We start from the raw sequence: 22,796 nt of genomic DNA, 5'->3' as shown, positions 1-22,796 counted from the left end.
TCAGGCGGGGTGCGGGTGGGTCGGGTCGAGCAGGCGGCGGCGTTGCATCGTCGCGATCAGGGCGCCGCCCAGCAGACCGATCAGCAGGAGCGCGGTGAACGGCGTCCAGCGCGCGGCGGCGCCGTCGAACTCCAGCAGGGCGCCGACGCCCGCGCTGATCCCGGCCGCGACGAGCGCGGAGACGAGGTAGAAGAAGCCGTAGTAGGTGCCGACCAGCTTCTCGCTGCCGACGACGGGCAGCAGGTCGATCATGAACGGGTTCGCGATGGCGATCCCGACGCTGAACACCACCGTGCCCAGCACCACCGGCGCGACCGCCACCAGCGCGTCCGGCAGGGGGAGCGGGTGCGCCGTGGTCGTGGTGAAGGGGGAGAGCAGGGCGGGTGGTGCGAAGCCCGCGCCGATCAGCAGCAGACCGGTGGCCATCGAGCGGCCCGCGCTCCACCGCGCCCGGCACCACGCCGTCAGGCGCACGCCGAACACGATCCCGACGATCGTCGACACGACGAACACCGCGCTGATCGCGCCGGACCTGCCGGTCACCCGCTGCGCCTCCAGCGGCAGCGCCAGGTAGAGCTGGTTGAACAGGCCGAAGTAGCCGGAGCCCGCGAGGGTGAACAGCAGGAACCGCCGGTTGCCCACCACCTCCCGCCAGTTCCGCAGCACCCCGCGCTCGGGCGCGGTCGCCTCCTGGTGGGGCAGGAACAGCAGTTGCGCGACCGTGAGGCAGGCGAACACGGCGCAGGCGATCAGGCTCACCAGCCGGAAGTCCACCGCGAGCAGCACGGCGCCGAGCACCGGCCCCAGCAGCGTTCCGGTGTTGGCCACGACGTTGTACGTCGCGAACGCCTCGGCGCGCCGCCCCGGCGACTCGTGCGTCAGGTACGTGACGACGGCGGGGCTGAAGATCGCGCCTGCCACACCGGTCAGCACCGTGCCCAGGACGATGCCCGCCACGCTCGTCGTGGCGGCGAACATCCCGAAGCCGACCACCCGCACCGCGCAGCCCAGGATGATCACCGGTCGCGGGCCGAGCCGGTCCGCCGCCGTGCCGCCCAGCAGGTAGAGGCCCTGCTGGCTCAGGGTGCGCAGGCCCAGCACCACCCCGACCAGCGCGGTGGCGAAGCCGAGGTCGTCGCGCAGGTAGGTCGCGAGGAACGGCAGGACCAGGTAGAAGCCGAGGCTGATGCCGAACTGGTTGAGCAGGAGCAGCCGGGCGGGCGAGGAGAGGGCCCGGAAGGACCGCGCGGTGGCGCTCGTTCGTGGGCGCACCGGCCGTGCTCCTCGCTGCCGCTGGGGCGTTCGCCCGGATCGTAGGCAGGTCGGGCTGTTGCAAGTAAGTTGCAGTAGTGTGCGTCACATCGGGTGCGACGGGGTGACGGAGGCCGGACGTGGGTGACCAGGGGCTGGACCAGGCGGTCGCGGAGCGGTGGGTCGAGCGGTGGGACCGCCAGCAGGAGCGGTACATCGCCGACCGCGAGGAGAGGTTCCGGGTGATCGGCGACGTCGTCGAGCACGTCTGCGCGGCGGCGGAGGCGCCCGTGGTGGTCGACCTCGGGTGCGGGCCGGGCTCGTTGTCGACGCGGCTGAGCGCCCGCGTGCCCGCCGCGAGGATCGTCGGGGTCGACCAGGACCCGTTCCTGCTCGCGCTGGCCCGCGCGGGCGGGTCGTCGGTCGAGTACGTGCGGGCGGGGCTCGGCGCGCCGGGGTGGGTCGACTCCGTCGGCGCCGGGAGCGGGTGGGACGCGGCGGTGTCGACCACCGCGCTGCACTGGCTCGCGCCGGACCGCCTGACCGCCGTCTACCGCGACCTCGCCGCGGTGATCCGGCCCGGCGGTGTGCTGGTCAACGGCGACCACCTCCACGACGAGCAGCCCGCGGTGCGGGAACTGGCCGAGGTCGTCCGGCACCGGCGTGCCGAGCGCGCGGGGGTCGTCGAGAACGAGGAGTGGTCGGCGTGGTGGGACGCCGTCCGCGCCGATCCCGACCTGGGCCGGGTGTTCGGCGACCGGGAACTCCGGCCGGAGAGCGGCGGGCACGGCAACGGCCTGAGCGTGCGGTGGCACGTGGACGCCCTGCTCGCGGCGGGGTTCGGCGAGGTGGGTGTGGTGTGGCAGTCCGGTGATGACCACGTGGTGGTCGCCGTGCGGTGACGGTCGGGGTTGAACGTCCGGTCTACCGCGCCCGTAGTCCGGGGTGTGAGGCTGCTGCGATGCGACGACACCGAGATCACCCGGCTGGCGCTGGAGGCCCGTGACGGGGACCGGTCGGCGACCGAGCGGTTCGTGCGGGCGACCCAGGCGGACGTGTGGCGCTTCGTCGCGCACCTGGCCGGGGACGTCCAACTCGCCGACGACCTGGCGCAGGAGACGTTCCTGCGCGCCCTGCCCGCCCTCGCCCGCTTCCAGGCCAGGTCCTCCGCTCGCACGTGGCTGCTCTCGATCGCCCGCCGCGTCGTGGCCGACCACATCCGCTCGATCAAGGTCCGGCCCAGGGTGGACGGCCGCGACGACTGGCAGGCGGCCGCCGAACGCGCCCAGGGCGAGCCAGGTCCGGGCCTCGCCGACGCCGTCGCGCTCAACGAGGTGGTCTCCTCACTCGACCCGGACCGCGGAGCGGCGTTCGTGCTGACCCAGGCACTGGGCCTGTCCTACGCCGAAGCCGCGGAGGTCTGCGACTGCCCGGTGGGCACCATCAGGTCACGCGTGGCCAGGGCCCGCGAAGACCTGGTGGAACTGCTGCGCGACGACGACCGGACGGACCGGAGGGACCGGAACCGATCGGCAGGCTGACACTGGCCCGCGTCCGGACGTTCCCGGCCCCGCTGAGGCCATTTCTGCCGCACCGCTTTCCGCCCACCTGTGGCGGCAGGCCTTTAAACCGAGCGTTCTCCGGCGGCCACTGCTCCAAGCGCGCCCTTGAGCCGCTGACCGGGCAGAGCTAGGTCTCTTCCCCCAGCCCCCCTCAAGCCGCGTGCTTCCCGCTCACCGGGCGGAGGTGGCGCCAGCGGGTGCCGCTGGTGTCCGGTCGGGGGCGGGTGGTGGTCGTGTCGTCGTCTACCGGCAGCGGTGTTCCGTCCGTGCCGGTGGTGCGGGCGCCGTCCTCCGGGGTTCGGCCCGTGCGGTGGACCACGAGCAGCACCACCAGGCCCAGCACCAGGAACGCGTGCGAGGTGATCCTGGACAGCGGGGCGGTGCCCGCGATCAGGTCGTGCGCGGAGAAGGGTGTGAGGACGGCGACGAAGCCCGCCATCACCGGGAGCAGGCCGGTGCTCGCCCGTGGGCGCAGCGCGGTCCACAGCATCCCCAGGCCGAGGGCGAGGTTCCACGCGGTGCTCTCGTTGAACAGGTGCGCCGACCCGTGCCCGGCGTGGGTGTCCGCGTTGTTCACCCCGAAGACCTGCGCCAGTCCGAGCGTCAACTGGGCCACGGCCACGCCCGCCAGCGCCGCCCGCGGGTACCAGCCGCGGGTCGTCCGCGCGGTCGGGGGCGGCGGCGCGGCGGCGAGGATCCGGTCGGTGAGATCGGGCACGTCGACCGCCGGGCGCAGGCGCAGGCCTCGGGTGAGCACGGCCGAGTCGAGCTGCCACTGCCTGCAGGCGGCGCAGGACTCCAGGTGCGCGTCGGTGACCTCGGCGGGCACGGGTTCGGCCTCGCCGTCCGAACGCGCCGACAGGGCTTCACGGCAGATGTCGCAGTCCACGGTGAGATTGTCGCTCCAAGAGGAGCAGAAGTTCCCATCCACCTCTGGGTTAACCTCATCGATCGTGTCCACTACTCGCGACGACGACGCGGTGACCGCCAGTGCGCTTGCCGCGGGCGCAGGTGATCGGGCGGCGCTCGAACAGTTCATCCGCACCACCCAACGTGACGTGTGGAGACTCGTGGCCCACCTCGCGAGCGTTCGGGAGGCCGACGACCTGACGCAGGAGGTCTACCTGCGCGCCCTGCGGAGCCTCCCCGGTTTCGAGGGCCGGTCGTCCGCCCGGACCTGGCTGCTGTCCATCGCCCGCCGCACGGTGGTCGACCACGTCCGGGCCGCCGTCGCCAGACCGTCGATCGCGTGGGCCGCCGACTACGTCAAGGTGTCCGACGCCCGCACCTGGAAGAACAGCACCACCGGGTTCGAGGACGTCGTGGACCTGAACGTGCTGCTGGCCGACCTCACCCCGGAGCGCCGCGAGGCGCTGGTGCTGTCCCAGGTGTTCGGCCTGTCCTACGCCGAGGTCGCCGAGGTCTGCGGGTGCCCCATCGGGACGGTCCGGTCCCGCGTGGCACGGGCGCGCGACGACCTGCTGCGAGCCAGGGGCGCGGAGGACTCGGGCGCCGTGTGACCCGCCCGCCCCCGATCGGCGGGAACCGAGCGCGGCGGTGACGCGACTACTCGTCCAGTGACCCGGCGGTGGGCCGGGACGGGACGGAGTCGGATCGTGGTCGGTCGAGCGCTGCGCGGCGCAGCCATCGCTTCAGCCCTGCTGCTCTCGGCGTGCGGCGGTGGCCAGTCCGGGGCGGCGCCGGTCGCCGCGGCGGGAGCGGGGTTCCCGGTGGAGCTGGAGAACTGCCAGGGGAGCCGGGTCTCGTTCGACTCCGCGCCGTCGAAGATCGTCACCAGCAACGCCTCCAGCCTGGAGATGCTGTTCTGGCTCGGCGCGCAGGACAGGGTGCTGGGCACCGGGTTCCCGCCCGCCGCGGGCACCATGCCGGAGCGGTTCGCGCAGGCCGCGGCGAAGATCCCTGTGCTGGGGGCCAAGGTGATCGCCAAGGAGAAGCTGCTCGGCTCCGGCGCGGACCTCTACGTCGACACGTTCAGCAGCATGGGCATGATGGGCGGCGCGGCGGGTGTGGCGCCCACCGAGGAGGAGTTCGCCTCGGTAGGCATCAAGCACGTCTTCCTCCAGTCCACCGCGTGCCCGGCCAAGTCCGGCGGCGCGGTGACCGACCTGTCGGCCGTGCAGGACGACATCAGGCGGCTGGGCGCGATGACCGGCTCCTCGGCGAAGGCCGACGAACTGGTCGCCGACATGGAGCGCAAGACCGGCGAGGTCCGCGACGCGCTCGCCGGCGTGCCGCAGGACCAACGCCCGACGTACTACTTCTTCGACGTGGGAGCCACTCCCGGCCAGCCGGTCGCGGCCTGCAACCAGCAGGTCGCTAACGCCGTCATCACGCTCGGCGGCGCGCGCAACGTCTACGCCGACTGCGCGGGCGGGTTCAAGCCGGTCGGGTGGGAGGACGTCGTCGCGCGGAACCCCGACTGGATCCAGCTCGGCGTGCGCAACCGCGGTGACGCACAGGCCAACCAGGCCGGGTTCGACGAGGCCGTGAGGTTCCTCAAGGAGTTCCCGGCCACGGCCGGGCTCAAGGCCGTGCGGGAGGACAAGTTCCTCCGCATCCCGTCCGAGCGCACGACCATCGCCAGCGTGCGGAACGCCGACACCGTGCGCGAGATCGCCGCGACGCTGTACCCCGACCTCGTCAAGGCGGGCTGACGGTGGCGGTGCTGTCGCCGCGCCGCGAACGGGACACCTCCGCCGTGCGGGCGGGCCTCGTCGCGGCCGCGCTGGCCGTGGCGCTGCTGGTGCTCCTCACCGTGGCGGTGTCGTTGGGCTCCAGCAACATCCCGGTCGGCCAGGTGTGGGCGGCGGTGGGGCGCAAGCTGACCGGCGCCGCCCCCGCGGCCGGGACGTCGGACGTGATCGTGTGGCAGCTCCGCGTCCCCCGCGCCCTGCTGGCCGCGCTCGTCGGCGCCGGACTGGGCCTGGTCGGCACGGCCGTGCAGGCGTTGGTGCGCAACCCCTTGGCCGACCCGTACCTGCTCGGCATCTCCTCGGGCGCGTCCCTCGGCGCGGTCGCCGCCATCGTGTTCGGCGCGGGCGCGGGCGGCCTGCTGGGGCTCGGCCTGTCCGGTGCCGCGTTCGTCGGCGCGCTCCTGTCGTTCAGCCTGGTGTGGACGATGGCCCGGCGCGGCGGCGGGTTCTCGCCGCTGCGGCTCGTCCTCGCCGGGGTGGGGATCGGGCAGTTCCTGTCCGGCATCACCAGCTTCCTGGTCCTCCAGACCGCCGACGAGCAGCAGACGAGGGGCGTGCTGTTCTGGCTGATGGGCAACCTCGGCGGCGCGAAGTGGAGCCTGCTCACCGTGCCCGCGCTGGCCGTGGTGCTCGTCGGCCTGCTGCTCCAGTCCCGTGCCCGCGGTCTGAACGCGCTGCTGATGGGCGACGAGACCGCGGCGGGGCTGGGCATCGACGTGACCAGGCTGCGGCGGGAGCTGTTCGTCGCCACCAGCCTGCTGACCGGCGTGCTCGTGGCCGTGTCGGGCGCGATCGGCTTCGTCGGGCTGATGGTGCCGCACGTGTGCCGCCTGGTCGTCGGCGGCGACCACCGGCGGCTGCTGCCCGTGGCGGCGCTCTTCGGGGCCGTGCTGCTGGTCGCGGTCGACGTCGTCGCCCGCACCGCCCTGGAGACCCAGGAACTGCCCGTCGGCGTGGTCACCGCGTTCATCGGCGCCCCCACGCTGCTGTACCTGCTCGACCGCAGGCTGGAGAAGTAGATGCGACTCGACGTCGAGGACCTCCGCGTCACCTTGTCCGGCCGCGAGGTGGTGTCCGGCGTGCACCTGTTCGCGGGCGACGGCGAGATCGTCGGGCTCGTCGGCCCCAACGGCAGCGGCAAGTCCACCGTGCTGCGCACCGTCTACCGGCACCTGCGGCCGAGTTCCGGCCGGGTGCTGCTCGACGGCGACGACGTCCGCGAGCTGACCGCCCGGCAGGCCGCCCGCCACGTCGCCGCGCTGCCCCAGGAACGGGGTACGGACTTCGAGCTGTCGGTGCGCGAGGTCGTCGCCATGGGCCGCACGCCCTACAAGAGCGCGTTCGCGGGGGAGGACCCGGAGGACCGGCGGATCATCACCACCGCGCTGGAACAGGTCGGCATGGCGGCCGACGCCGGGCGCGGGTTCTCCACGCTGTCCGGCGGCGAGCGCCAGCGGGTCCTGCTGGCCCGCGCGTTCACCCAGCAGCCGGACGTCCTGGTGCTCGACGAACCCACCAACCACCTCGACGTCCGGCACCAGGTGGAACTGCTGTCCCTGCTGCGCGAGCACCGCCGCACCACCTTCGTCGCCCTGCACGACCTCAACGCCGCCGCCTCGGTCTGCGACCGCCTGCACGTCCTGGACAACGGCGCGGTCGTGGCCTCCGGCACCCCGCGGGAGGTGCTGACCGGCGAACTCCTGGCGGAGGTGTTCGGCGTGCGGGCCGCGGTGGTCGACCACCCGCTCACCGGCGACCCGCTCATCGCGTTCGACCACCGCGCCCCGGCCACCGCCGTACCGCTCACCTGATCGGGCTAATCGTGGAAGTCGCCGGAACTTCTCGCGCCGCGCGCCCGACTTCCTCCACGTCGAACCGCTTGTGCGAGCGGGCCGACCACGGACGCACCCGCGGGCACCCCCTTCGCCCGCGGTGCGTCCCGGCCTCGTCACGTCCCGCCGGTCCGCCACCACGGCCACCGGCCCGCCGTCACGGGCCTCGCCGCCTGTCGTGTTCGGTGGTGCTCGGCACCACCGAACACGCGGGAACCGAACGCGCCGCCCGGCCGACCTGTGCACCGACACCGGCGTTCGGTGACCTGGGGAGGCCGCGCATGACCGCACCACCGGCACCGCCGTCCGACCGGGGGTTCCGCGCGCGGGCCGCCGTCCCGGCGGTGCTGACGGCGGCGATGGCGTTCTCGATGCTGCCGCTGTTCCTCCTCGGCACGCTGGCGCCCGCGCTGATCACCGAGTTCGCCATCACCCGGCCGATGCTCGGAGCGCTGGTCACCGCCGGGTTCGGCGTGGCCGCCGCGCTGTCACTGGTGATCGGCTCCGTGGTGGACGCGGTCGGGGCGCGGCGGTCGGCGGTGGCGCTGTTCGCCGTCAGCGGGATCGCGCTGGCCGTGTTCGCCACGGCGTCGCACTACCTCGTGCTGGTCGCGGCCGTGGCGCTGGCCGGTGTGCCGCAGGCGCTGGCGAACCCGTCGACCAACAAGGTCGTCGCCACCGCTGTCGCGCCCGCCCGGCGCGGCGGGGTCATCGGGGTCAAGCAGTCCGGCGTGCAGGTGGGCGCGTTCGTCGCCGGACTGCCGCTCGCCTGGCTGGCCGACGGCGTCGACTGGCGGGCCGCCGTCGGCACGGCCGCGGGACTCGCGCTGCTGTTCGCGGTCGCCGGGCTGCTGCTCCCCGCCGACCCGGAGCCCGCGCGGGTGCCGGTGTCGGCGGACGTGCCGCCCGCCGGGCCGACGGTGTGGTGGCTGCTGGGGTTCTCGGTCCTGCTGGGCTCGGGCATCGCGGCGGTCAACACCTACGTCGCCCTGTTCGCCACCCAGGACCTCGGGTTCGGCGCCCGCGCCGCCGCCGCGCTCGTGGCCGGGCTCGGTGTGACCGGCGTCGTCGGCCGGATCGCCTGGTCACGGCTCGTGTCGGCCGCCCGTCCGCCCGGTGCGGTGCTGGTCCCGCTGTGCGTGGCCGCCGTGCTCGCGGCGTTGGCGCTGCTGCTGGCGCCGCACGGGGGAGCCGGACTGGCGTGGGCCGGGGTGCTCGGCGTCGGGGCGTTCGCGGTGGCCGCCAACGCCGTGTCGATGCTCGCGGTGGTCGCCGCCTCCACCCCTCGACGCACCGGCCGCGACTCCGCGCTGGTGTCCGCCGGGTTCTTCACGGGCTTCGCCGTCGGACCGCCGCTGTTCGGGCTCCTCGTCGAGGTCGGCGGCTACGGGACCGGCTGGGCCTTGGTGGCGCTGGAGTTCGCCGCCGCGGCCGTGGTGATCGCGGTCTGGCGCGCGCGGACGTGACGGCGCTGGAGGACGTGCTCGACCGCGTCGACCGGACGCTCGTCGAGGTCGGCGACCGGTTCCCGCTCTACGCGGACGATCGCTGGCGCACCACCGCTCGTGGTTCGTGGGCGGCGGGGTGCTGGGTCGGCCTGCTGTGGTTGCGCGCCAAGATGACCGGCAGCTCGCGGGCGCTGCGCGACGCCGAGTCGTGGAGCGCCCGGCTGGAGTGCTGGGCCGACGCCGACACCGCGACCCAGGGGCTGATCCTCTGGTACGGGGCGGCGGCGGGGAGCAGGCTCGGGCTGTCGGACGTGGCGACGCCGGTGGCCCTGCGGGGCGCGAGGTCGCTGGCGAGCCGGTTCGACGCGCGGGCCGGTGTGGTGCCGTGGGGGACCGCGTTCGGCGACACCCCCGACGTGCGCGCCCGGATCGACGGCGTTCCCGGCGCGCTGCCGCTGCTGGCGTGGGCCGGGGACCTCGGGATCGCCCGCGCGCACACCGAACGGCACCTCCGGCTGTGCGGCGCGGCGCCCGCCTGGCGGTGGGACGGGACGACCTGGCGGCCGGAAGCCGTTCCCCCGCCCGGCTGGAGCCGAGGTGACGCGTGGCTGCTGCTCGCCGCCGCCGACGCGGTGGCCTGGCTCGGCGACGACTTCGTCGAACCCGCGCACGCGGCGGCCGACGCGTGGCCGGGGCACGTCCCGTTCGCCGTGGGGGCGGACGGCCCGCTCGACACCTCGGCCGCCGCCATAGCCGCGGTCGCGCTCCTCAAGCTCGGGCGCCGCACCGAGGCCACCGCGATCCTCCGCCGCCTGGAAGACGACCACCTCGTCCACGGTGGACTCCTGAACGGGTGCTACGACTCGCACACCGGCGTCGCCGTCGACCACGAACTGGTGTGGGGCGACTTCTTCCTCGCGTTGGCGCTGGCCGTCGCCGGGGGAGAGGTCGGCGCTCACGACCTCTGAGCGAGCACCGCGCGGGCGGTCGCGGAGACGTGCAGTTCGTCGGCGCCGTCGAGGATGCGCGCGGCCCGGCCGAGTCGGGCGAGCATCGGCAGCGGGGTGTCCGGGGTCAGGCCTTCGGCGCCGAAGACCTGGACGGCGGAGTCGACGACCTGGTGCAGGGTCCGGGCGGCGGCGACCTTGGCGAGCCCGATCTCGACCCGTGCCCGCTCGCCCTCGGCGACCAGTGCCGCGGCCCGGTGGGTGAGGGCGCGGGCGGACCGGATGGCCAGCAGCGCCTCGAAGACGTGCTGCCGCACCAGTTGCCGGTCGGCCAGCACACCGTCACCCAGCCGCCTGCTCGTGGCCCGGTCGCACATCAGGTCGTAGGCCCGTTCCGCCTGGCCGATCCAGCGCAGGCACCGCAGGGTCCGGCCCAGCGCCAGCCTGCCGCCCGCGATGGCCAGACCGGAGCCCTCGTCGCCGAGCAGGTTCTCCCGCGGCACCAGCACGTCCTCCAGCGCGATCTCGTACTGCCCCGCCGCGCCGAGCACCGGGAGTTCCCGCACCACGCGGAAACCCGGTGACCCGGTCGGCACCACGAACGACGACAGGCCCTTCGGCGAGCGGGCCAGCACCGTGCAGTACGCCGCGTCCGCCGCGCCGGTGGTGAACCACTTGCGGCCGGTCACCAGCCAGCCGTCCGCGACCCGCTCGGCACGGGTGAGGATGCCGGTCGGGTCCGACCCGGCGACCTCGGGTTCGGTCATCGCGTAGCAGCCGGTGATCTCCCCGGCCACCAGCGCACCGACGTACTGCTCCCGCACCGGGGTACTGGCGTGCGCGGTCAGCATCCGCACGTCCAGCAGACTGGCCGATCCGAGCGCCGCGGGCCCGTGGTCGCTGCGGCCTTCCGCCTCCGCCAACGCGAAGTAGTCCGCCAGTCCGAGCCCACCGCCGCCGTGCTCCAGCGGTAGCGGCAGCGCCCACAGGCCGCGCGCCTTCGCTTCGGCCCGCAGGGAGTTCAGCGCCTCGCGGGCTTGCGGGCCGCCCGCGTCGAGCGTGCTCTCGGCGGGCTGCACTTGGTCGGTGACGAAACCGGAAACCTTGTCGAGCAAGGAAGAACCCCTCTCACACTTCCCGCCATCCGGGAACCCGAACGGGTGATCGTCCGACTCCTGGGACACAACGACCCCTGGAGGCACCGTGACCCCGCACCTCGACCGGACGTCGACCGATCCGCCCTTGGTGGGAACCGAGATCACCGTGCGGGGGACCTCGGCGGCGGCGGACGTCCTCGGCGCGCTCTTGCAGCAGTCGGGCGCGGTGGTCGCGCGGTTCCCGGACGCGGCCGATCTCTCCGCGCGGGTCGAGGTGGCGGGCGCGGGCGGCGTGGACGTCGAGTGGGCCGGGCCGGTGCGCGGCGGGGACGTGGTCGACGAGGTCAGCGCCCAGGCGGTCTGCGGACCCGCGCACGTGCACGGCCGCGCCACCGGGGCCCCCGCCGGGCTGGGGCTGGACTACTGCGGGACGGCGGCCGGGGTGCTGGCCGGGACCGGGCTGCTGGCGCAGCGGCTGGCGCTCCTGCGCCACGGCACGGCGCGCGACGTCACCACCAGCGTCGCCCAGGCCGCGCTGCTCACCGTGTCGCAGTACCTGGCGGCGGCGGGCGCCCCGGACGGGGAGGCCGCGCCGATCGGACCGGGCGGTCCGCCGTTCCGCAGCGCCGACGGCACGCTGTTCGAGGTCGAGGCGCTCGATCCCGCGGTGTGGTCGGACTTCTGGGCACGGGTTGGCGCGCCGCGGGACGCGGTGGCGGTGGGCTGGCGGCCGTTCCAGTTCCGCTACGCCACCGCCGCCGCGCCGCTGCCCCAGGAGTTGGCCCGCGCCGCCGCGCGGCTCCGGTTCACCGAACTGGTCGAGCACGCCGACCGGTCGGCGATGAGCGTCTGCGAGCTGGTGCCGCACTCCCGCAGGCTCGCGGAGTCCGTGCCGCTCCCGGCGTGGGAACTCGCCCCGCTCGGCGGGGGTTTCGACCACGTCGGCCCTCCTCCTGGGCACGACGGGTCACCGCTGTCCGGCGTGGTCGTGCTGGAGGCCGGGCGGCGCGTGCAGGCGCCGCTGGCCGCGCACCTGCTCCGGCTGCTGGGCGCGGAGGTCGTGCGGATCGAGCCGCCGGGCGGGGACCCGTTGCGTGGCATGCCACCGAGCTGCGGGGACACCTCGGCCCGCTGGCTGGCGCTCAACCGGGGCAAGTCGGCCGTGGAGATCGACATCAAGGACCCCCGCGACCGGGACCGGTTGCGGGAGCTGGTGTCCACGGCGGACGTGTTCCTGCACAACTGGGCTCCCGGCAAGGCCGAGTCGCTCGGGCTGGGCGCCGAGGACCTGTCCGCCGTCAACCCGGCGCTGGTCCACGCGCACACCTCGGGGTGGGCGGGCAGGCTGCGCGACGCGCCGATGGGCACGGACTTCATGGCGCAGGCCCGCACCGGGCTCGGTGAACTCCTGCGCCCCGCCGACGAGCCCCCGGCGCCGTCGCTGATGACGCTGCTCGACGTCCTGGGCGGCCTGCTCGGGGCCCACGCGACCGTGGCCGCGCTGCTGGCGCGCGAACGGACCGGCCGGGGCGTCCGGTGCGAGTCCTCGCTGCTGGCCGCCGCCGATCTGCTGCACCTGAGGGCGGAAGGCCGTCCGCCACCGGGATTCCGCCGTCCGGCGCGCACCGCGGACGGGTGGTGCGCCCCGAGCGACGGGCACCCCGATGTCGACGTCCGCGACCTGTCCACAGTGGACGCGATCCGGGCTTTCGCCGACCGGGGAACGCACGCCGTGCGGGTGACCGACGACCTCGCGACCATCCCGACCGACCCGCGCTTCGCCGACGCCGTCCACCTCGACCCCGACCGATGTCCGGCCGTGCTCACACCCTGGGGACTCCGATGACCGCCACCGCAGTGCACGACCTCGTCCCGGCCGACCTCCGCAGGCGGTGGGCGGGACTCGGCCTCTACCCCGACCGCGACCTCTACGACCTGTTCTCCGTCCAGGCCTTCCTGCACCCGGAGCGGCTCGCGGTGATCGACGACGAGGGCGGGCTGACCTACGCGGACCTCAACGCGCTGGCGCTGCGCGTGGCCGCGGCCCTGCGCGGCAGGGGAGTGGAGCCGGGTGACGTCGTGGCGACCCAGCTCGCGAACTCCCGGTACGCGTGCGCGGTCGACCTCGCCGTCGCGGCGCTGGGCGGTGTGGTCCTGCCGTTCCCCGTCGGGCGCGGCACCCGTGAGGCCCGGTCGCTGATCGGCCGGAGCGGGGCCGTCGCCGCGGTGGTGGACCCCGCGGCCGTCGCCCACGTCGGCGCGCTCGCGGCGGAACTCCCGGCGCTGCGCCACGTCCTGGCACCGCACGAGCTGGTGGCCGGGCCGGCGCACGGGTTCGTCCCCGTCCGGTCCGACCCGGACGGCCCGGCGCGCGTGCTGGTGTCCTCCGGGTCGGAGTCCGAGCCGAAGATGGTGCTGTACAGCCACAACGCGCTGCTCGGCGGGCGGGGGGCGTTCGTCGGCAGGCTGATCCCGCCGGGCGGGGAGCTGCGCGCGCTGTTCCTGGTGCCGCTGGCGTCGTCGTTCGGCAGCAACGGCACGACCGTCACCCTCGCCCGGCACGGCGGAACCGTGGTGGCGCAGGCGAAGTTCAGCCCCGAGGGCACCCTCGACCTGATCGAGCGGGCCCGGCCGACGCACCTGTTCGGCGTGCCGACGATGTTCCGGATGCTCCTGGACAACCCCCGGCTCGCGGAGACCGACCTCTCGTCGATCCGGGTGATCGCCCCCGGCGGCGCCCAACTGGACGCGGTCACCGCGGCGGCGTGCCGGGAGGCGTTCGACTGCGTCGTGGTCAACGTCTACGGCTCCGCCGACGGGGTCAACTGCCACACCGCGCTGGACGACCCGCCGGAGCGCACCACCGGCGCGGGCCGCCCCAACCCCGCCGTGGCGGAGATCCGGATCGTCGACGACGCCCTGAGCATCCTGCCGGACGGCGAGGTGGGCGAGATCGTCGCGCGCGGCCCGATGACGCCCATGCGCTACCTCGGCGACGGCGACCTCAACGCGCTGCACCGCACCCCGGACGGCTGGGTGCGCACCGGCGACCTCGGCGTGATCGACGCCGACGGCTACCTCGACGTCGTGGGGCGCCGCAAGGACATCGTGATCCGCGGCGGTGACAACATCAGCCCGGTCGAGGTGGAGCAGTTGCTCGTCGGCCACCCCGGCGTGCGCGACGCGGCCTGCGTCGGCGTGCCGGACGAGCTGATGGGCGAACGGCTGTGCGCCTGCCTGGTCGTGGCCGACGGTGAGGTCGTGACGGTGGACGGCCTGGGGACGTTCCTCGGCGCGGCGGGGCTCGCCCGCTACAAGCACCCGGAACGCCTGGTGCTGCTGGACGAGCTGCCGCTGAGCCCGGCGGGCAAGGTCGACAAGGACGCGCTGCGCCGCCGGATCGGCTGAGCCGGCGCGGGGTGGGGCGCCGCCGCCCCACCCCGTGGGCTCACCTCAGTGCGTCGGTGATGGCCTTGGCGTTGGCGCGGTAGACGCCGAGCAGGTCGAGGTCGTCTGCCGGGTAGTTGACGATCATCACCTGCTCGGCGGGCGAGTCCGACAGGACGGTGCCGGTGCTCATGTGGGTGTTCTCGAACACGAACTGCGGGGCCTTGCCCGACAGGTCGGCCACCTGCGCCGCGGTGATCGGTTCGGGACCGTAGAAGCCGAGCACCTGCGCGCCCGCGAGGTCGGCCGCGTAGCCGACGAACGCCTGCGCGACGACCTTCGGCGGCTGCCCGCCGGGCCAGGCAGCCTTCACCTCGTCGGCGAGCTTCGCGTACTCGGCGTCGAACGCCGTGACCCACTTCGCGGCGGACTCCTTGGTACCGAACAGTTCGCCGAGCCGGGTCACCTCGGCCTTGACCTTGTCGCGCGAGTTGTCCAGCACGACCTCGACGGTCTTCGCGCCGGACCCGGCCGCGTCGGTGATCTTCTTCGCGAAGCCCTCGAACGGCGCGAACAGCACGAAGTCCGCGTCGGCCACGGCGGCGAGGTCGGAGGGCTTCGGGTCGTAGTCGGGGGCGTGCGCGACGGACCGGGGCACGATCACCGTCACGTTCGTGGCGCCCGCGGCCTTCGCGAACCCGGCCTCCCAGGTCGTGGTGGCGACGACCTTCGGTCCGGGCGCGGCGGCGGTGTCCGCCTTGGACCCGCAGCCCGCCAGCAGCAGCGCCGAGGCGATCAGTGCGGCGAGACCGCTTCGCGGGGTGAGGACTGCCATTCGGGTGTTCTCCGTTCGGGGATCAGGTGGGCGGCGAGGGCGAGGACCCCCGCCAAGAGGACGAGGACCGGGCCGGGCGGCTGGTCCAGCAGCAGCGCGAGGACGAAGCCCACGAGGTTGACCACGACCCCGAAACCGACCGCCCACCAGGCCATCCCGGTCAGCGAGTGGGCCATGCGGCGGGCCGCCAGCGCGGGCAGCAGGGTGAGCGCGTCGACCAGCAGCGCGCCGGTCAGCCGGATCGCCCCCGCCACGGCGACCGCGACCAGCACCAGCAGCACCATCGTGAGCCGCTCGACCCGCACCCCCGAGCACGCCGCCAGCTCGCGGTCGTGCAGCAGCAGCGCGAGTTGCCCGCGCCGCAGGAAGAACAGGCCCGGCACGACGACCGCGATCACCCCGAGCAGCACGACGTCACCGGTGCGCGTCGCCAGGATCGAGCCCCACAGCAGCTCGAACGCGCCCGCGGCGTTCACCCCGGAGATCGACAGGACCAGCAGCGCGGCGGCGATGGCGAGGCTCATCAGCAACCCCATCGCGCCGGACAGCCCGGAGGCGCTGCGCGCCAGCGGAGCCAGGCCCGCGCCGGACAGTCCACACGCGACCACCGCGCACAGCAACGGGTCCACGCCGGTCAGCAGACCGAAGGCGATGCCCAGCAGGGCGATGTGCATCATCGCGAACCGCACCGGCACGATGTCCAGCCCGATGATGACGACCCCGACGATCGGCAGCCCGATGGCGCCGAGCAGCAGCGCGAACGCCGCCCGCTGGACCGCGTCGAGCGCGAGCAGGTCGAACAACTGGGTCACGTGGTCCCTCCCGAGGCGCGGGCGGCCCTGTCCGTGACGCGCTCGCGGCGGTCCACTGGCGCCCGTTGTGCTGGGGTCATGTGGCTTTCCTTGAAGTACTGGTGGGCGCTGGGCCGGTCGGGGAGTGGGGCCACGAGGTTGCCCTCAAGGCACCGGTGTGCCCGCTGCGGTCGGAGGCCGCCGGGTTGGTCGGGGAGTCGGTACGTGTGGTTTCGCCTGAGGTGCGGGCGGTCGGTTCCGGTGCGCTCGCGGTGCCTCGTACCGCCGGGCTGGTCGGGGAGTCCGGTCACGTGATCTCCCTCAGCGCGCCCGCGGCCATCTCCAGGACGCGTTCGCAGCGGTTCACGACCGCGCGGTCGTGGGTCACCACCAGGACGGTCACCGGTAGCGAGGTCAGCATCCGCGCCGCGTCGGCCTGGCCCGCGAAGTCGAGGGCCGCCGTGGGCTCGTCGGCGAGCAGGAGTCCCGCTCCCGCAGCGACGCAGCCCATGGCGCGCGCCAGGTACGTGCGCTGCAACTGGCCGCCGGACAGCGTGTGCAGCGGTTGGCCCCGCAGGTGTCCGACGCCCAGTTCCTCGGCGGCCGTCCGCGCGTGCTCCGGCGCGCCGCTGCTGGCGAGCAGTTCGTCGGCCAGCAGCGGGAACCGCCCCGCCGCCTGCTTCTGCGGGATCCACGCGGCGTCGCGACGCCGTCGGGTCCAGTCCGCGGCCGAGCCCGCGCGGACGCCGCCGACCTCGATCACCCCCGAACGGGCCGGGTGCAGTCCCAGCACCGCCCGCAGGAGCGTCGTCTTGCCCGAGCCGTTCGTGCCGGTCAGCGCGACCCGCTCACCCGGCTCGACCACCAGGTCCACCCCGTGCACCACGGTGTTCCGCCCGTGGGCGCACGTCACCCCGTCCAGACGTACCCGAAGCCCTGCCGCCACCCGGTCCGCCCCCGTGCTCGATCGCTGGTCCCGCCAGTAGTCGCGGCGGGGGCGGTCCGAGTTCCCCCGAAGATTTCTCGGGATCGCCGGGAACCGGAAGGCGGTCGAGCACGACTACTGCTCCAGGTCCCCCGTCCTTTTCCCCCAAGAGGTGCCGATGTCCGCTCCCGCCGTCGAGGCCGGAAGAACAGAAGAGACGGCCGGTCCGACCCGGCTGTCGGTGACACCGCTGCTGCGCAGGCTGCACTTCTACGCGGGGGTGCTCGTCGGGCCGTTCCTCGTGATCGCCGCCGCGTCCGGGATGCTGTTCGCGCTCGCGCCGCAGATCGACGACGTGCTCTACGGCGACGTCCTGGCGGTGTCCTCGGTGGAGGGCACCCCGCGTCCGCTCGCCGACCAGGTGGCGGCGGCGCAGGCCGCGGTGCCGGACGGGACGGTGACCGGTGTGCTGGTCGCGGGCGACCCGGACGCCACGACACGGGTGGTGCTCGCCGTGCCGGGGCTGCCGGAGGAGTACAGCAAGACCGTCTACGTGAACCCCTACACCGCCCAGTCGCAGGGGCAGTTGACCACCTGGTTCGGGTCCACGCCCGCCACCACCTGGCTGGACAACCTGCACAGCAACCTGAACCTCGGCGTGCCGGGCACCCTGTACTCGGAGCTGGCGGCGAGCTGGCTGTGGGTGCTCTCGCTCGTGGGGCTGGTGCTGTGGATCGTCCGCAAGCGGACCGCGCGGCGTCGCGCGCTGCTGGTGCCGGAGAAGGGCGCCAAGGGCGTGCGCAGGACCCGGTCGTGGCACGCGAGCATCGGGACGTGGGCCCTGCTCGGCGCCCTGTTCCTGTCCGCCACCGGGTTGACCTGGTCGACCTACGCCGGCGAGAACTTCACGGCGGCGCTGACGGCGCTCGACGCGAAGGCGCCGGTGCTCGACACCGCGCTGCCCGGTGCCACGGGCGGCACCAGCGGGTCCGGTGAGCACTCGGAGCACGGCGGCGGCCAGGAGGGCACGGCGCCGGTGGACGCGGCGGCGTTCGACCGCGTGCTCGGCACCGCACGGGGCGCGGGGCTCGACGGCCCGCTGGAACTCACCGTCCCCGCCGCGTCCGGCACGGCGTGGACGGCGGCGCAGACCGACAACACCTGGCCGATCCGCCTGGACAAGGTCGCGGTCGACGCCGAGGGCTCGACGGTGACCGCCCGCTCCGACTGGGCCGACCGCCCGTTCCTGGCGAAGCTGTCGTCACTGGGCATCCAGGCGCACATGGGCGTGCTGTTCGGCGTGGCCAACCAGGCCGTGCTGTTCCTGCTGGCGGGCGCGATCCTGACGATGATCGTGCTGGGCTACCGGATGTGGTGGCAGCGCCGACCCACCCGCGCCGACCGCCGGGCCCCGCTCGGCGCGCCGCCGAAGCGGGGGACGTGGCAGCGGCTCCCGCTGTGGTTCGTCGTCCCCGCGCCGCTGGTGTTGATCGCGATCGGCTGGGCGATCCCGCTGCTGGGCCTCAGCCTGGTCGCCTTCCTGATCCTCGACGGGGTGATCGGCCTGGTCCGAGCCCGCGCCGGTCGGACCGAGGCGGGCTGAGCGGACGGTCGGCGCTCGTGAGATGGACGGGCGCCGACCCCCGCCGACGGGTCAGGCGGGGAGGGCGAACCTGGCCTCGACGGTGGTGCCCTCCCGCGTGCTGTTCACCCGGACGAGGTCGGCCAGGTGGTTGACCAGCAGCAGCCCCCGGCCGCCGAGCTGGTCGGTCGGGACGGGCAGGCGGCCCGCGAGCGGGTCCGTGATGTGACCGCTGTCGGCGACCTGGCAGACGACGTGGTGGTCGTCCACCCACAGGTGGATCATGCCGGTGCCGCCGCCGTGCTTGAGGCTGTTCGCGGCCAGTTCGCTGATGGTCAGCAGCAGGTCGTCGAGGCGTTCCCCGACCAGCCCGAGGTGCCGCGCGTACTCGGTGGCCAGCCGCCGCACGGCCGCGAGCGTCCCGCTCCGCACCGCGGTGAAGACCGCCGCGGGGGAGGGCGGCGGCAGCGAGCGGTTGTAGTGCGCGATGACCCGGTCCGGCGCGTAGCCCTCGCTGGGGCGCTCGCCGGTGGAGTCGATCAGCGTCGGGTGCGTGGCGACCGCGTCGGCGAGGGCCTGGTCGCTGAGCCCCGCCGAGTCGTACGGGCAGAGGATGGTGACCTCGGTGCCGGAGAATGCGTGGTTGATCAGGGCCTCGTGCTGGGCGCACGCGGCGTACTCGGCCTCCGAGCGGGACGGCCAGATCGGCTCGCCGACGATCCGGACCCGGCGGTCGGGGTGCCGGTCGGTGAACGCCCGCAGCACGCCGGGGATGATGCGGCCGGGGTTGCGGCCGACCCGCGTCATGTCGAGCAGGGTGACCCGCTCCGCGGCGTCGCCGAGCGCGGAGCGCAGCAGCCGCAGCTTCGGGCCGGGGACGGACACGGCGACCGGCTCGTCGGCGGCCAGTCCTCCCAGGACGAACGGGACGGTGCCCGCGAGGTAGGCCTCGTCGTCGCCGTAGAACAGCGCGGGGTGGACGAACGGATCAGCCGACCGAGTCGATGTCGTGCTCATCGTGCCGCTCCACTCCTAGGTCCGCTGTGCGCAGAGTAGTCGGTGATCGCCCGGACGCCGGACTCGCGCGGGGTGGACGCTCCACGCCGCGGGCCCGCCGTGGCGCTACGCTGGGTCCTTCGGAATCGCTCGCTGGACGCGCGGAGCGGCGGAAGGGGTCATTCGTGGCACGCGAGCACGACGAGACGTTGCTGGTGAGCGTAGCTCGTTCGCCCGGCGCCGTGGTCGTCACCGTCTCCGGTGAGGTCGACGCCGACACCGCCCCCTCCCTCGACCGGTCGCTCGGCGAGGTCGACGCGGACTCCGGTGTGGTCGTGCTCGACATGGCGGCCGTCACCTTCTTCGACTCGGCGGGCCTGGCGTCCTTCCTGGGCCTGATCCACCGCGGCGTCGAGTTCCACCTGGTCGGCTCCCGGCAGGTGGTCAGGACGGTGTCGCTGGCCGGGATCGACCGCCACGTGACGCTGGTCGACTCCGTCGCGGACGCGCTCGGGCCCGTCTCCCGCTGAACCCGCCGCGTCCACTCAGGAGCGGTCCGGCCGTGGCGGGAGCGGCGCGGTGGAGTCGCGGACGACCAGCCTGCACGGTTGGCGGATGACGCCGGACCTGGCCTGCCCGTCCAGCGCGGCGAACAGGTGGGTGACCGCCGTCGCGCCGAGCTGCTCCAGGTTGAGGTCGACCGTCGTCAGCGGGGGTCGGCAGTCGGCGGCGAAGATCTCCCAGTTGTCGTAGCCGACGACGGCCACGTCGTCCGGGATGCTCCGGCCCAGGTCGGTGAGCGTGTCGGCGACACCGGTCGCGATCTGGTCGTTGCCGCAGAAGATCGCGTCGACCTCCGGGCTGGTGGCGAGCAGCATCCGGGCCGCCTGCCTGCCCCAGCGCTGCGACCACTCGCCGTGCAGCGGCCCGCCGCCCGCGAGGGTGAGGCCGTGCTCGGTCAGCACGTCGGTCAGCCCGGTGACCCGGTCGCGCGCGGCCCGGTAGGACTGCGGGCCGGTGATGTGGCCGATGTGCTGGCGCCGCAACGACACCAGGTGCTCGGCGGCCAGCCGGGCGCCGCCCTCGTCGTCGGCGAGCAGGGACAGGTCGGCGGGGTCGGTCGACTCGCCGTAGACGTAGACGACCGGCACCGGGATGTCGCGGGTGAGCGAGGGGCGGAGGTCGTTGCTGTCGCCCACGACGATGAAGCCGTCGACCTGCCGGGCCAGCAGCATGCGGATGTAGTGCTGCCTGCGGATGGCGTCGCCGCGGGCGTCGCAGAGCAGCACGGACATCTGCTCGTTGCCCAGCGCGTTCTCCGCGCCCAGCAGGATCGGGATGGAGAAGCGCCCGGCCAGTTCGTCGGTGAGCAGCCCGATGGTGCGGGTGCTGCCGGACGTCAGCCCCCTGGCGAGCGCGTTGGGCTGGAACGAGAGTTCGGCGGCCGAGCGCAGGACGCGGTCGCGGGTGGCCGGGGCGACCTCGGCGCGCGCGTTGAGAGCCTTGGAGGCGGTGGCGATCGAGACGCCGGCCAGCCGCGCCACGTCGCTGAGGGTCACCGCGTCGGACCTGCGTCTGCTCACCGAAAGCCTTTCGACGATGTTTCGACAGTCATTCGATTGTAGGTGCACTTCAGGGCACTCGTCGTGATGATTCGGTAACACGAATGGTTTATTGCCGAAAGCGGTTTCGGAGGCCACTGTAACCCTGGGAACGGTCCCACCCACGGGTGTTGGAGGTCTTCGGATGACGGTGACGTCGCGGAACTCGGGTCTCGTGGGAGGGCGGCCGGTGGTGCCGTCACGCGGGTCGCTGCGGCCGCTGGGGCTCGGCGAGGTGCGGATCACCGGGGGGTTCTGGGCCGACCGGCAGCGCGTCAACGGGAGCGCCACGCTCGACCACGCGCGGTCGTGGATGAACCGCCTCGGGTGGATCGGCAACTTCACCACCGGCGGCCGGGGTTCACCCGATCGGCGGGGCCGGGAGTTCTCCGACTCGGAGGTCTACAAGCTCGTCGAGGCCATGGCCTGGGAGGTCGGCCGCACCGGTGACCCCGGCGCCGTGCCCGGCGTCGACGACCTGGTCGCCGCCATCGCGTCCGCGCAGTCGCCGGACGGCTACCTGAACACGGCGTTCGGCCGCGACGGCCAGCGGCCCCGCTACGGCGACCTGGCGTCCGGCCACGAGCTGTACTGCACCGGCCACCTGCTCCAGGCGGCCGTCGCCGGGGCCAGGACGGGCGCCGCCGCGCCGCTGCTGGACGTCGCGCGCCGCGCCGCCGACCACGTCTGCGACACCTTCGGCCCGGACGGCGCCTGGGGCCTGTGCGGGCACCCGGAGATCGAGGTCGCGCTGGTGGAGCTGGCGCGGGTGACGGGCGAGCAGCGCTACCTCGACCAGGCCGCGCTGTTCCTCGACCGCCGCGGCCACCGGACCCTGCCCCGCGACCACCTCGGCTGGTCCTACTACAGCGACGACGTGCCGGTGCTGACCGCGACCGTCCTGCGCGGCCACGCCGTGCGGTCGCTGTACCTCTCGTGCGGCGCCGTCGACGTGGCGGTGGAGAACGGCGACGACGAGCTGCTGGCCGCCGTCGCCGAGCAGTTCGACCGCGCGCTGGCGCGGCGCACCTACCTCACCGGGGGAGTGGGGTCGCGGCACGAGGACGAGGCGTTCGGCGACGACTTCGTCCTGCCCGCCGACCGCGCGTACTCCGAGACCTGCGCCGGGGTCGCCACGGTCATGCTCGCCTGGCGGCTCCTGCTGGCGACGGGGGACGGGCGCTACGGCGACGTCGTCGAGCGCGTCCTCTACAACGTCCTCGCCACGGCCGTCGGCGACGACGGGCGGTCCTTCTTCTACGCCAACACGCTGCACCAGCGCGTCCCCACCGGGACGCCGTCCGACGACGAGGAGCGGCTGGGCTTCGGCGGCGGTCCGAGGGCGCCGTGGTTCGAGGTGTCGTGCTGCCTGCCCAACGCCGCCAGGCTGCTGGCGAGCCTGTCGACCTACCTGGTCACGGCCGACGACGCCGGGTTGCGCGTGCACCAGTTCGCCGACGCCGAGGTGGACACGCGCCTGGCCGACGGGCGCCGGGTCGCGTTGACGACGAGCACCGGCTACCCCGACGACGGCGCCGTGACCGTGCGGATCACCCGGACCGACGGCGGGGCGTGGCCGCTGACGCTGCGGGTGCCCGCGTGGGCGGCGGGCGCGGAGCTCGTGACGGCCGAGGGGCGTCGCGCGGTCCCGGTCGGCGACCTGGTGGTGCGCCGGGACTTCACCGCGGGCGAGGAGGTCCGCCTCGAACTGCCGATGCGGCCCCGGTTCACCCGTCCCGACCCGCGGATCGACGCCGTGCGGGGCTGCGTCGCCGTCGAACGGGGCCCGGTCGTGCTCTGCGCGGAGTCGCTCGACGGCGGTGACCTC

Annotated in this window: 21 protein-coding genes; 13 read left to right on the top strand and 8 right to left on the bottom strand. The window is 74.1% G+C overall.

Features of this window, described 5'->3' with window-relative positions:
- On the bottom strand, positions 1-1,272 hold the full coding sequence (locus NZH93_RS01095; protein WP_259620951.1) for an MFS transporter: 1,272 nt from the start codon (positions 1,270-1,272) through the stop codon (positions 1-3).
- A 119-nt stretch (positions 1,273-1,391) separates the two neighbouring features.
- Here NZH93_RS01095 and NZH93_RS01090 point away from each other — a divergent pair, with 119 nt between their 5' ends.
- Both NZH93_RS01090 and NZH93_RS01085 read left to right on the top strand, forming a co-directional pair.
- On the top strand, positions 1,392-2,153 hold the full coding sequence (locus NZH93_RS01090) for a class I SAM-dependent methyltransferase (RefSeq protein WP_259620950.1): 762 nt from the start codon (positions 1,392-1,394) through the stop codon (positions 2,151-2,153).
- Between the two features lie 45 nt (positions 2,154-2,198).
- Positions 2,199-2,792: a sigma-70 family RNA polymerase sigma factor gene (locus NZH93_RS01085; RefSeq protein WP_259620949.1), complete on the top strand. Its 594-nt coding sequence runs from the start codon at positions 2,199-2,201 to the stop codon at positions 2,790-2,792.
- Between the two features lie 172 nt (positions 2,793-2,964).
- Here NZH93_RS01085 and NZH93_RS01080 read toward each other — a convergent pair whose 3' ends face one another.
- Positions 2,965-3,702 (bottom strand): zf-HC2 domain-containing protein, encoded by a 738-nt coding sequence (locus tag NZH93_RS01080; RefSeq protein WP_259620948.1) that lies wholly within the window; start codon positions 3,700-3,702, stop codon positions 2,965-2,967.
- A 64-nt stretch (positions 3,703-3,766) separates the two neighbouring features.
- On the opposite strand from NZH93_RS01080, the gene NZH93_RS01075 reads away from it, so the two are divergent.
- The 6 genes from NZH93_RS01075 (at position 3,767) to NZH93_RS01050 (ending at position 9,775) form a co-directional block, all read left to right on the top strand.
- Positions 3,767-4,333, top strand: coding sequence for a sigma-70 family RNA polymerase sigma factor (locus tag NZH93_RS01075; protein ID WP_259620947.1), 567 nt, complete (start codon positions 3,767-3,769; stop codon positions 4,331-4,333).
- Positions 4,334-4,429: 96 nt separating this feature from the next.
- Positions 4,430-5,488, top strand: coding sequence for an ABC transporter substrate-binding protein (locus NZH93_RS01070; RefSeq protein WP_259620946.1), 1,059 nt, complete (start codon positions 4,430-4,432; stop codon positions 5,486-5,488).
- Positions 5,489-5,490: 2 nt separating this feature from the next.
- A complete protein-coding gene (locus NZH93_RS01065) occupies positions 5,491-6,546 on the top strand; it encodes a FecCD family ABC transporter permease (protein ID WP_259620945.1) in 1,056 nt (351 codons plus the stop codon).
- Complete coding sequence (locus NZH93_RS01060; RefSeq protein ID WP_259620944.1) at positions 6,547-7,338, top strand: ABC transporter ATP-binding protein; 792 nt, start codon at positions 6,547-6,549, stop codon at positions 7,336-7,338.
- 302 nt (positions 7,339-7,640) lie between these two features.
- Positions 7,641-8,825, top strand: coding sequence for an MFS transporter (locus NZH93_RS01055; RefSeq protein WP_259620943.1), 1,185 nt, complete (start codon positions 7,641-7,643; stop codon positions 8,823-8,825).
- Positions 8,822-9,775 carry a glucuronyl hydrolase gene (locus NZH93_RS01050; RefSeq protein ID WP_259620942.1) on the top strand — a complete coding sequence of 318 codons (954 nt, stop codon included), beginning with the start codon at positions 8,822-8,824 and terminating at the stop codon, positions 9,773-9,775. Before NZH93_RS01055 ends, NZH93_RS01050 begins: the two co-directional genes overlap by 4 nt.
- On the opposite strand, the gene NZH93_RS01045 is transcribed toward NZH93_RS01050, so the two are convergent.
- A complete protein-coding gene (locus NZH93_RS01045) occupies positions 9,763-10,869 on the bottom strand; it encodes an acyl-CoA dehydrogenase family protein (RefSeq protein WP_259620941.1) in 1,107 nt (368 codons plus the stop codon). The two genes, NZH93_RS01050 and NZH93_RS01045, sit on opposite strands and share 13 nt — an antisense overlap.
- Before the next feature lie 88 nt (positions 10,870-10,957).
- On the opposite strand from NZH93_RS01045, the gene NZH93_RS01040 reads away from it, so the two are divergent.
- Positions 10,958-12,697 (top strand): CoA transferase, encoded by a 1,740-nt coding sequence (locus tag NZH93_RS01040; protein WP_259620940.1) that lies wholly within the window; start codon positions 10,958-10,960, stop codon positions 12,695-12,697.
- Positions 12,694-14,259 (top strand): class I adenylate-forming enzyme family protein, encoded by a 1,566-nt coding sequence (locus NZH93_RS01035; RefSeq protein ID WP_259620939.1) that lies wholly within the window; start codon positions 12,694-12,696, stop codon positions 14,257-14,259. The genes NZH93_RS01040 and NZH93_RS01035 overlap by 4 nt, the downstream gene beginning before the upstream one ends.
- A 40-nt stretch (positions 14,260-14,299) precedes the next feature.
- On the opposite strand, the gene NZH93_RS01030 is transcribed toward NZH93_RS01035, so the two are convergent.
- The 3 genes from NZH93_RS01030 to NZH93_RS01020 all read right to left on the bottom strand — a co-directional run bounded on the left by NZH93_RS01030 (position 14,300) and on the right by NZH93_RS01020 (position 16,738).
- Positions 14,300-15,073 carry a metal ABC transporter solute-binding protein, Zn/Mn family gene (locus NZH93_RS01030; protein WP_259620938.1) on the bottom strand — a complete coding sequence of 258 codons (774 nt, stop codon included), beginning with the start codon at positions 15,071-15,073 and terminating at the stop codon, positions 14,300-14,302.
- Entirely contained in the window at positions 15,034-15,885 is an 852-nt protein-coding gene (locus NZH93_RS01025; RefSeq protein WP_259620937.1) for a metal ABC transporter permease, read from the bottom strand. The genes NZH93_RS01030 and NZH93_RS01025 overlap by 40 nt, the downstream gene beginning before the upstream one ends.
- A 286-nt stretch (positions 15,886-16,171) precedes the next feature.
- On the bottom strand, positions 16,172-16,738 hold the full coding sequence (locus tag NZH93_RS01020; protein WP_259620936.1) for an ATP-binding cassette domain-containing protein: 567 nt from the start codon (positions 16,736-16,738) through the stop codon (positions 16,172-16,174).
- A gap of 229 nt (positions 16,739-16,967) precedes the next feature.
- On the opposite strand from NZH93_RS01020, the gene NZH93_RS01015 reads away from it, so the two are divergent.
- On the top strand, positions 16,968-18,392 hold the full coding sequence (locus NZH93_RS01015) for a PepSY-associated TM helix domain-containing protein (protein WP_259620935.1): 1,425 nt from the start codon (positions 16,968-16,970) through the stop codon (positions 18,390-18,392).
- A gap of 51 nt (positions 18,393-18,443) precedes the next feature.
- On the opposite strand, the gene NZH93_RS01010 is transcribed toward NZH93_RS01015, so the two are convergent.
- The gene (locus NZH93_RS01010) at positions 18,444-19,388 is read right to left on the bottom strand and encodes an anti-sigma factor RsbA family regulatory protein (protein WP_259620934.1); all 945 of its coding nucleotides are present in this window, start codon (positions 19,386-19,388) and stop codon (positions 18,444-18,446) included.
- A 164-nt stretch (positions 19,389-19,552) separates the two neighbouring features.
- On the opposite strand from NZH93_RS01010, the gene NZH93_RS01005 reads away from it, so the two are divergent.
- Positions 19,553-19,897 carry an STAS domain-containing protein gene (locus NZH93_RS01005; protein ID WP_259620933.1) on the top strand — a complete coding sequence of 115 codons (345 nt, stop codon included), beginning with the start codon at positions 19,553-19,555 and terminating at the stop codon, positions 19,895-19,897.
- A 15-nt stretch (positions 19,898-19,912) separates the two neighbouring features.
- On the opposite strand, the gene NZH93_RS01000 is transcribed toward NZH93_RS01005, so the two are convergent.
- Positions 19,913-20,950 (bottom strand): LacI family DNA-binding transcriptional regulator, encoded by a 1,038-nt coding sequence (locus NZH93_RS01000; protein WP_259620932.1) that lies wholly within the window; start codon positions 20,948-20,950, stop codon positions 19,913-19,915.
- A gap of 163 nt (positions 20,951-21,113) precedes the next feature.
- On the opposite strand from NZH93_RS01000, the gene NZH93_RS00995 reads away from it, so the two are divergent.
- The coding region (locus NZH93_RS00995) for a glycoside hydrolase family 127 protein (protein ID WP_259620931.1) at positions 21,114-22,796 on the top strand (1,683 nt) is incomplete at its 3' end.

Source organism: Umezawaea endophytica (genome assembly GCF_025061645.1).
GTDB classification, from domain to species: domain Bacteria; phylum Actinomycetota; class Actinomycetes; order Mycobacteriales; family Pseudonocardiaceae; genus Umezawaea; species Umezawaea endophytica.
The sequence above is the reverse complement of the archived record's forward strand: the minus strand, read 5'-3'. Positions and strand labels throughout refer to the sequence as shown.

Bases quoted from the DNA above. Each gene is read 5' to 3' on its own strand.
- NZH93_RS01060 (WP_259620944.1), top strand. From the start codon at position 6,547: ATGCGACTCGACGTCGAGGACCTCCGCGTCACCTTGTCCGGCCGCGAG.
- NZH93_RS01055 (WP_259620943.1), top strand. From the start codon at position 7,641: ATGACCGCACCACCGGCACCGCCGTCCGACCGGGGGTTCCGCGCGCGG.
- NZH93_RS01030 (WP_259620938.1), bottom strand. From the start codon at position 15,073: ATGGCAGTCCTCACCCCGCGAAGCGGTCTCGCCGCACTGATCGCCTCG.
- NZH93_RS01035 (WP_259620939.1), top strand. From the start codon at position 12,694: ATGACCGCCACCGCAGTGCACGACCTCGTCCCGGCCGACCTCCGCAGG.
- NZH93_RS01010 (WP_259620934.1), bottom strand. From the start codon at position 19,388: ATGAGCACGACATCGACTCGGTCGGCTGATCCGTTCGTCCACCCCGCG.
- NZH93_RS01015 (WP_259620935.1), top strand. From the start codon at position 16,968: ATGTCCGCTCCCGCCGTCGAGGCCGGAAGAACAGAAGAGACGGCCGGT.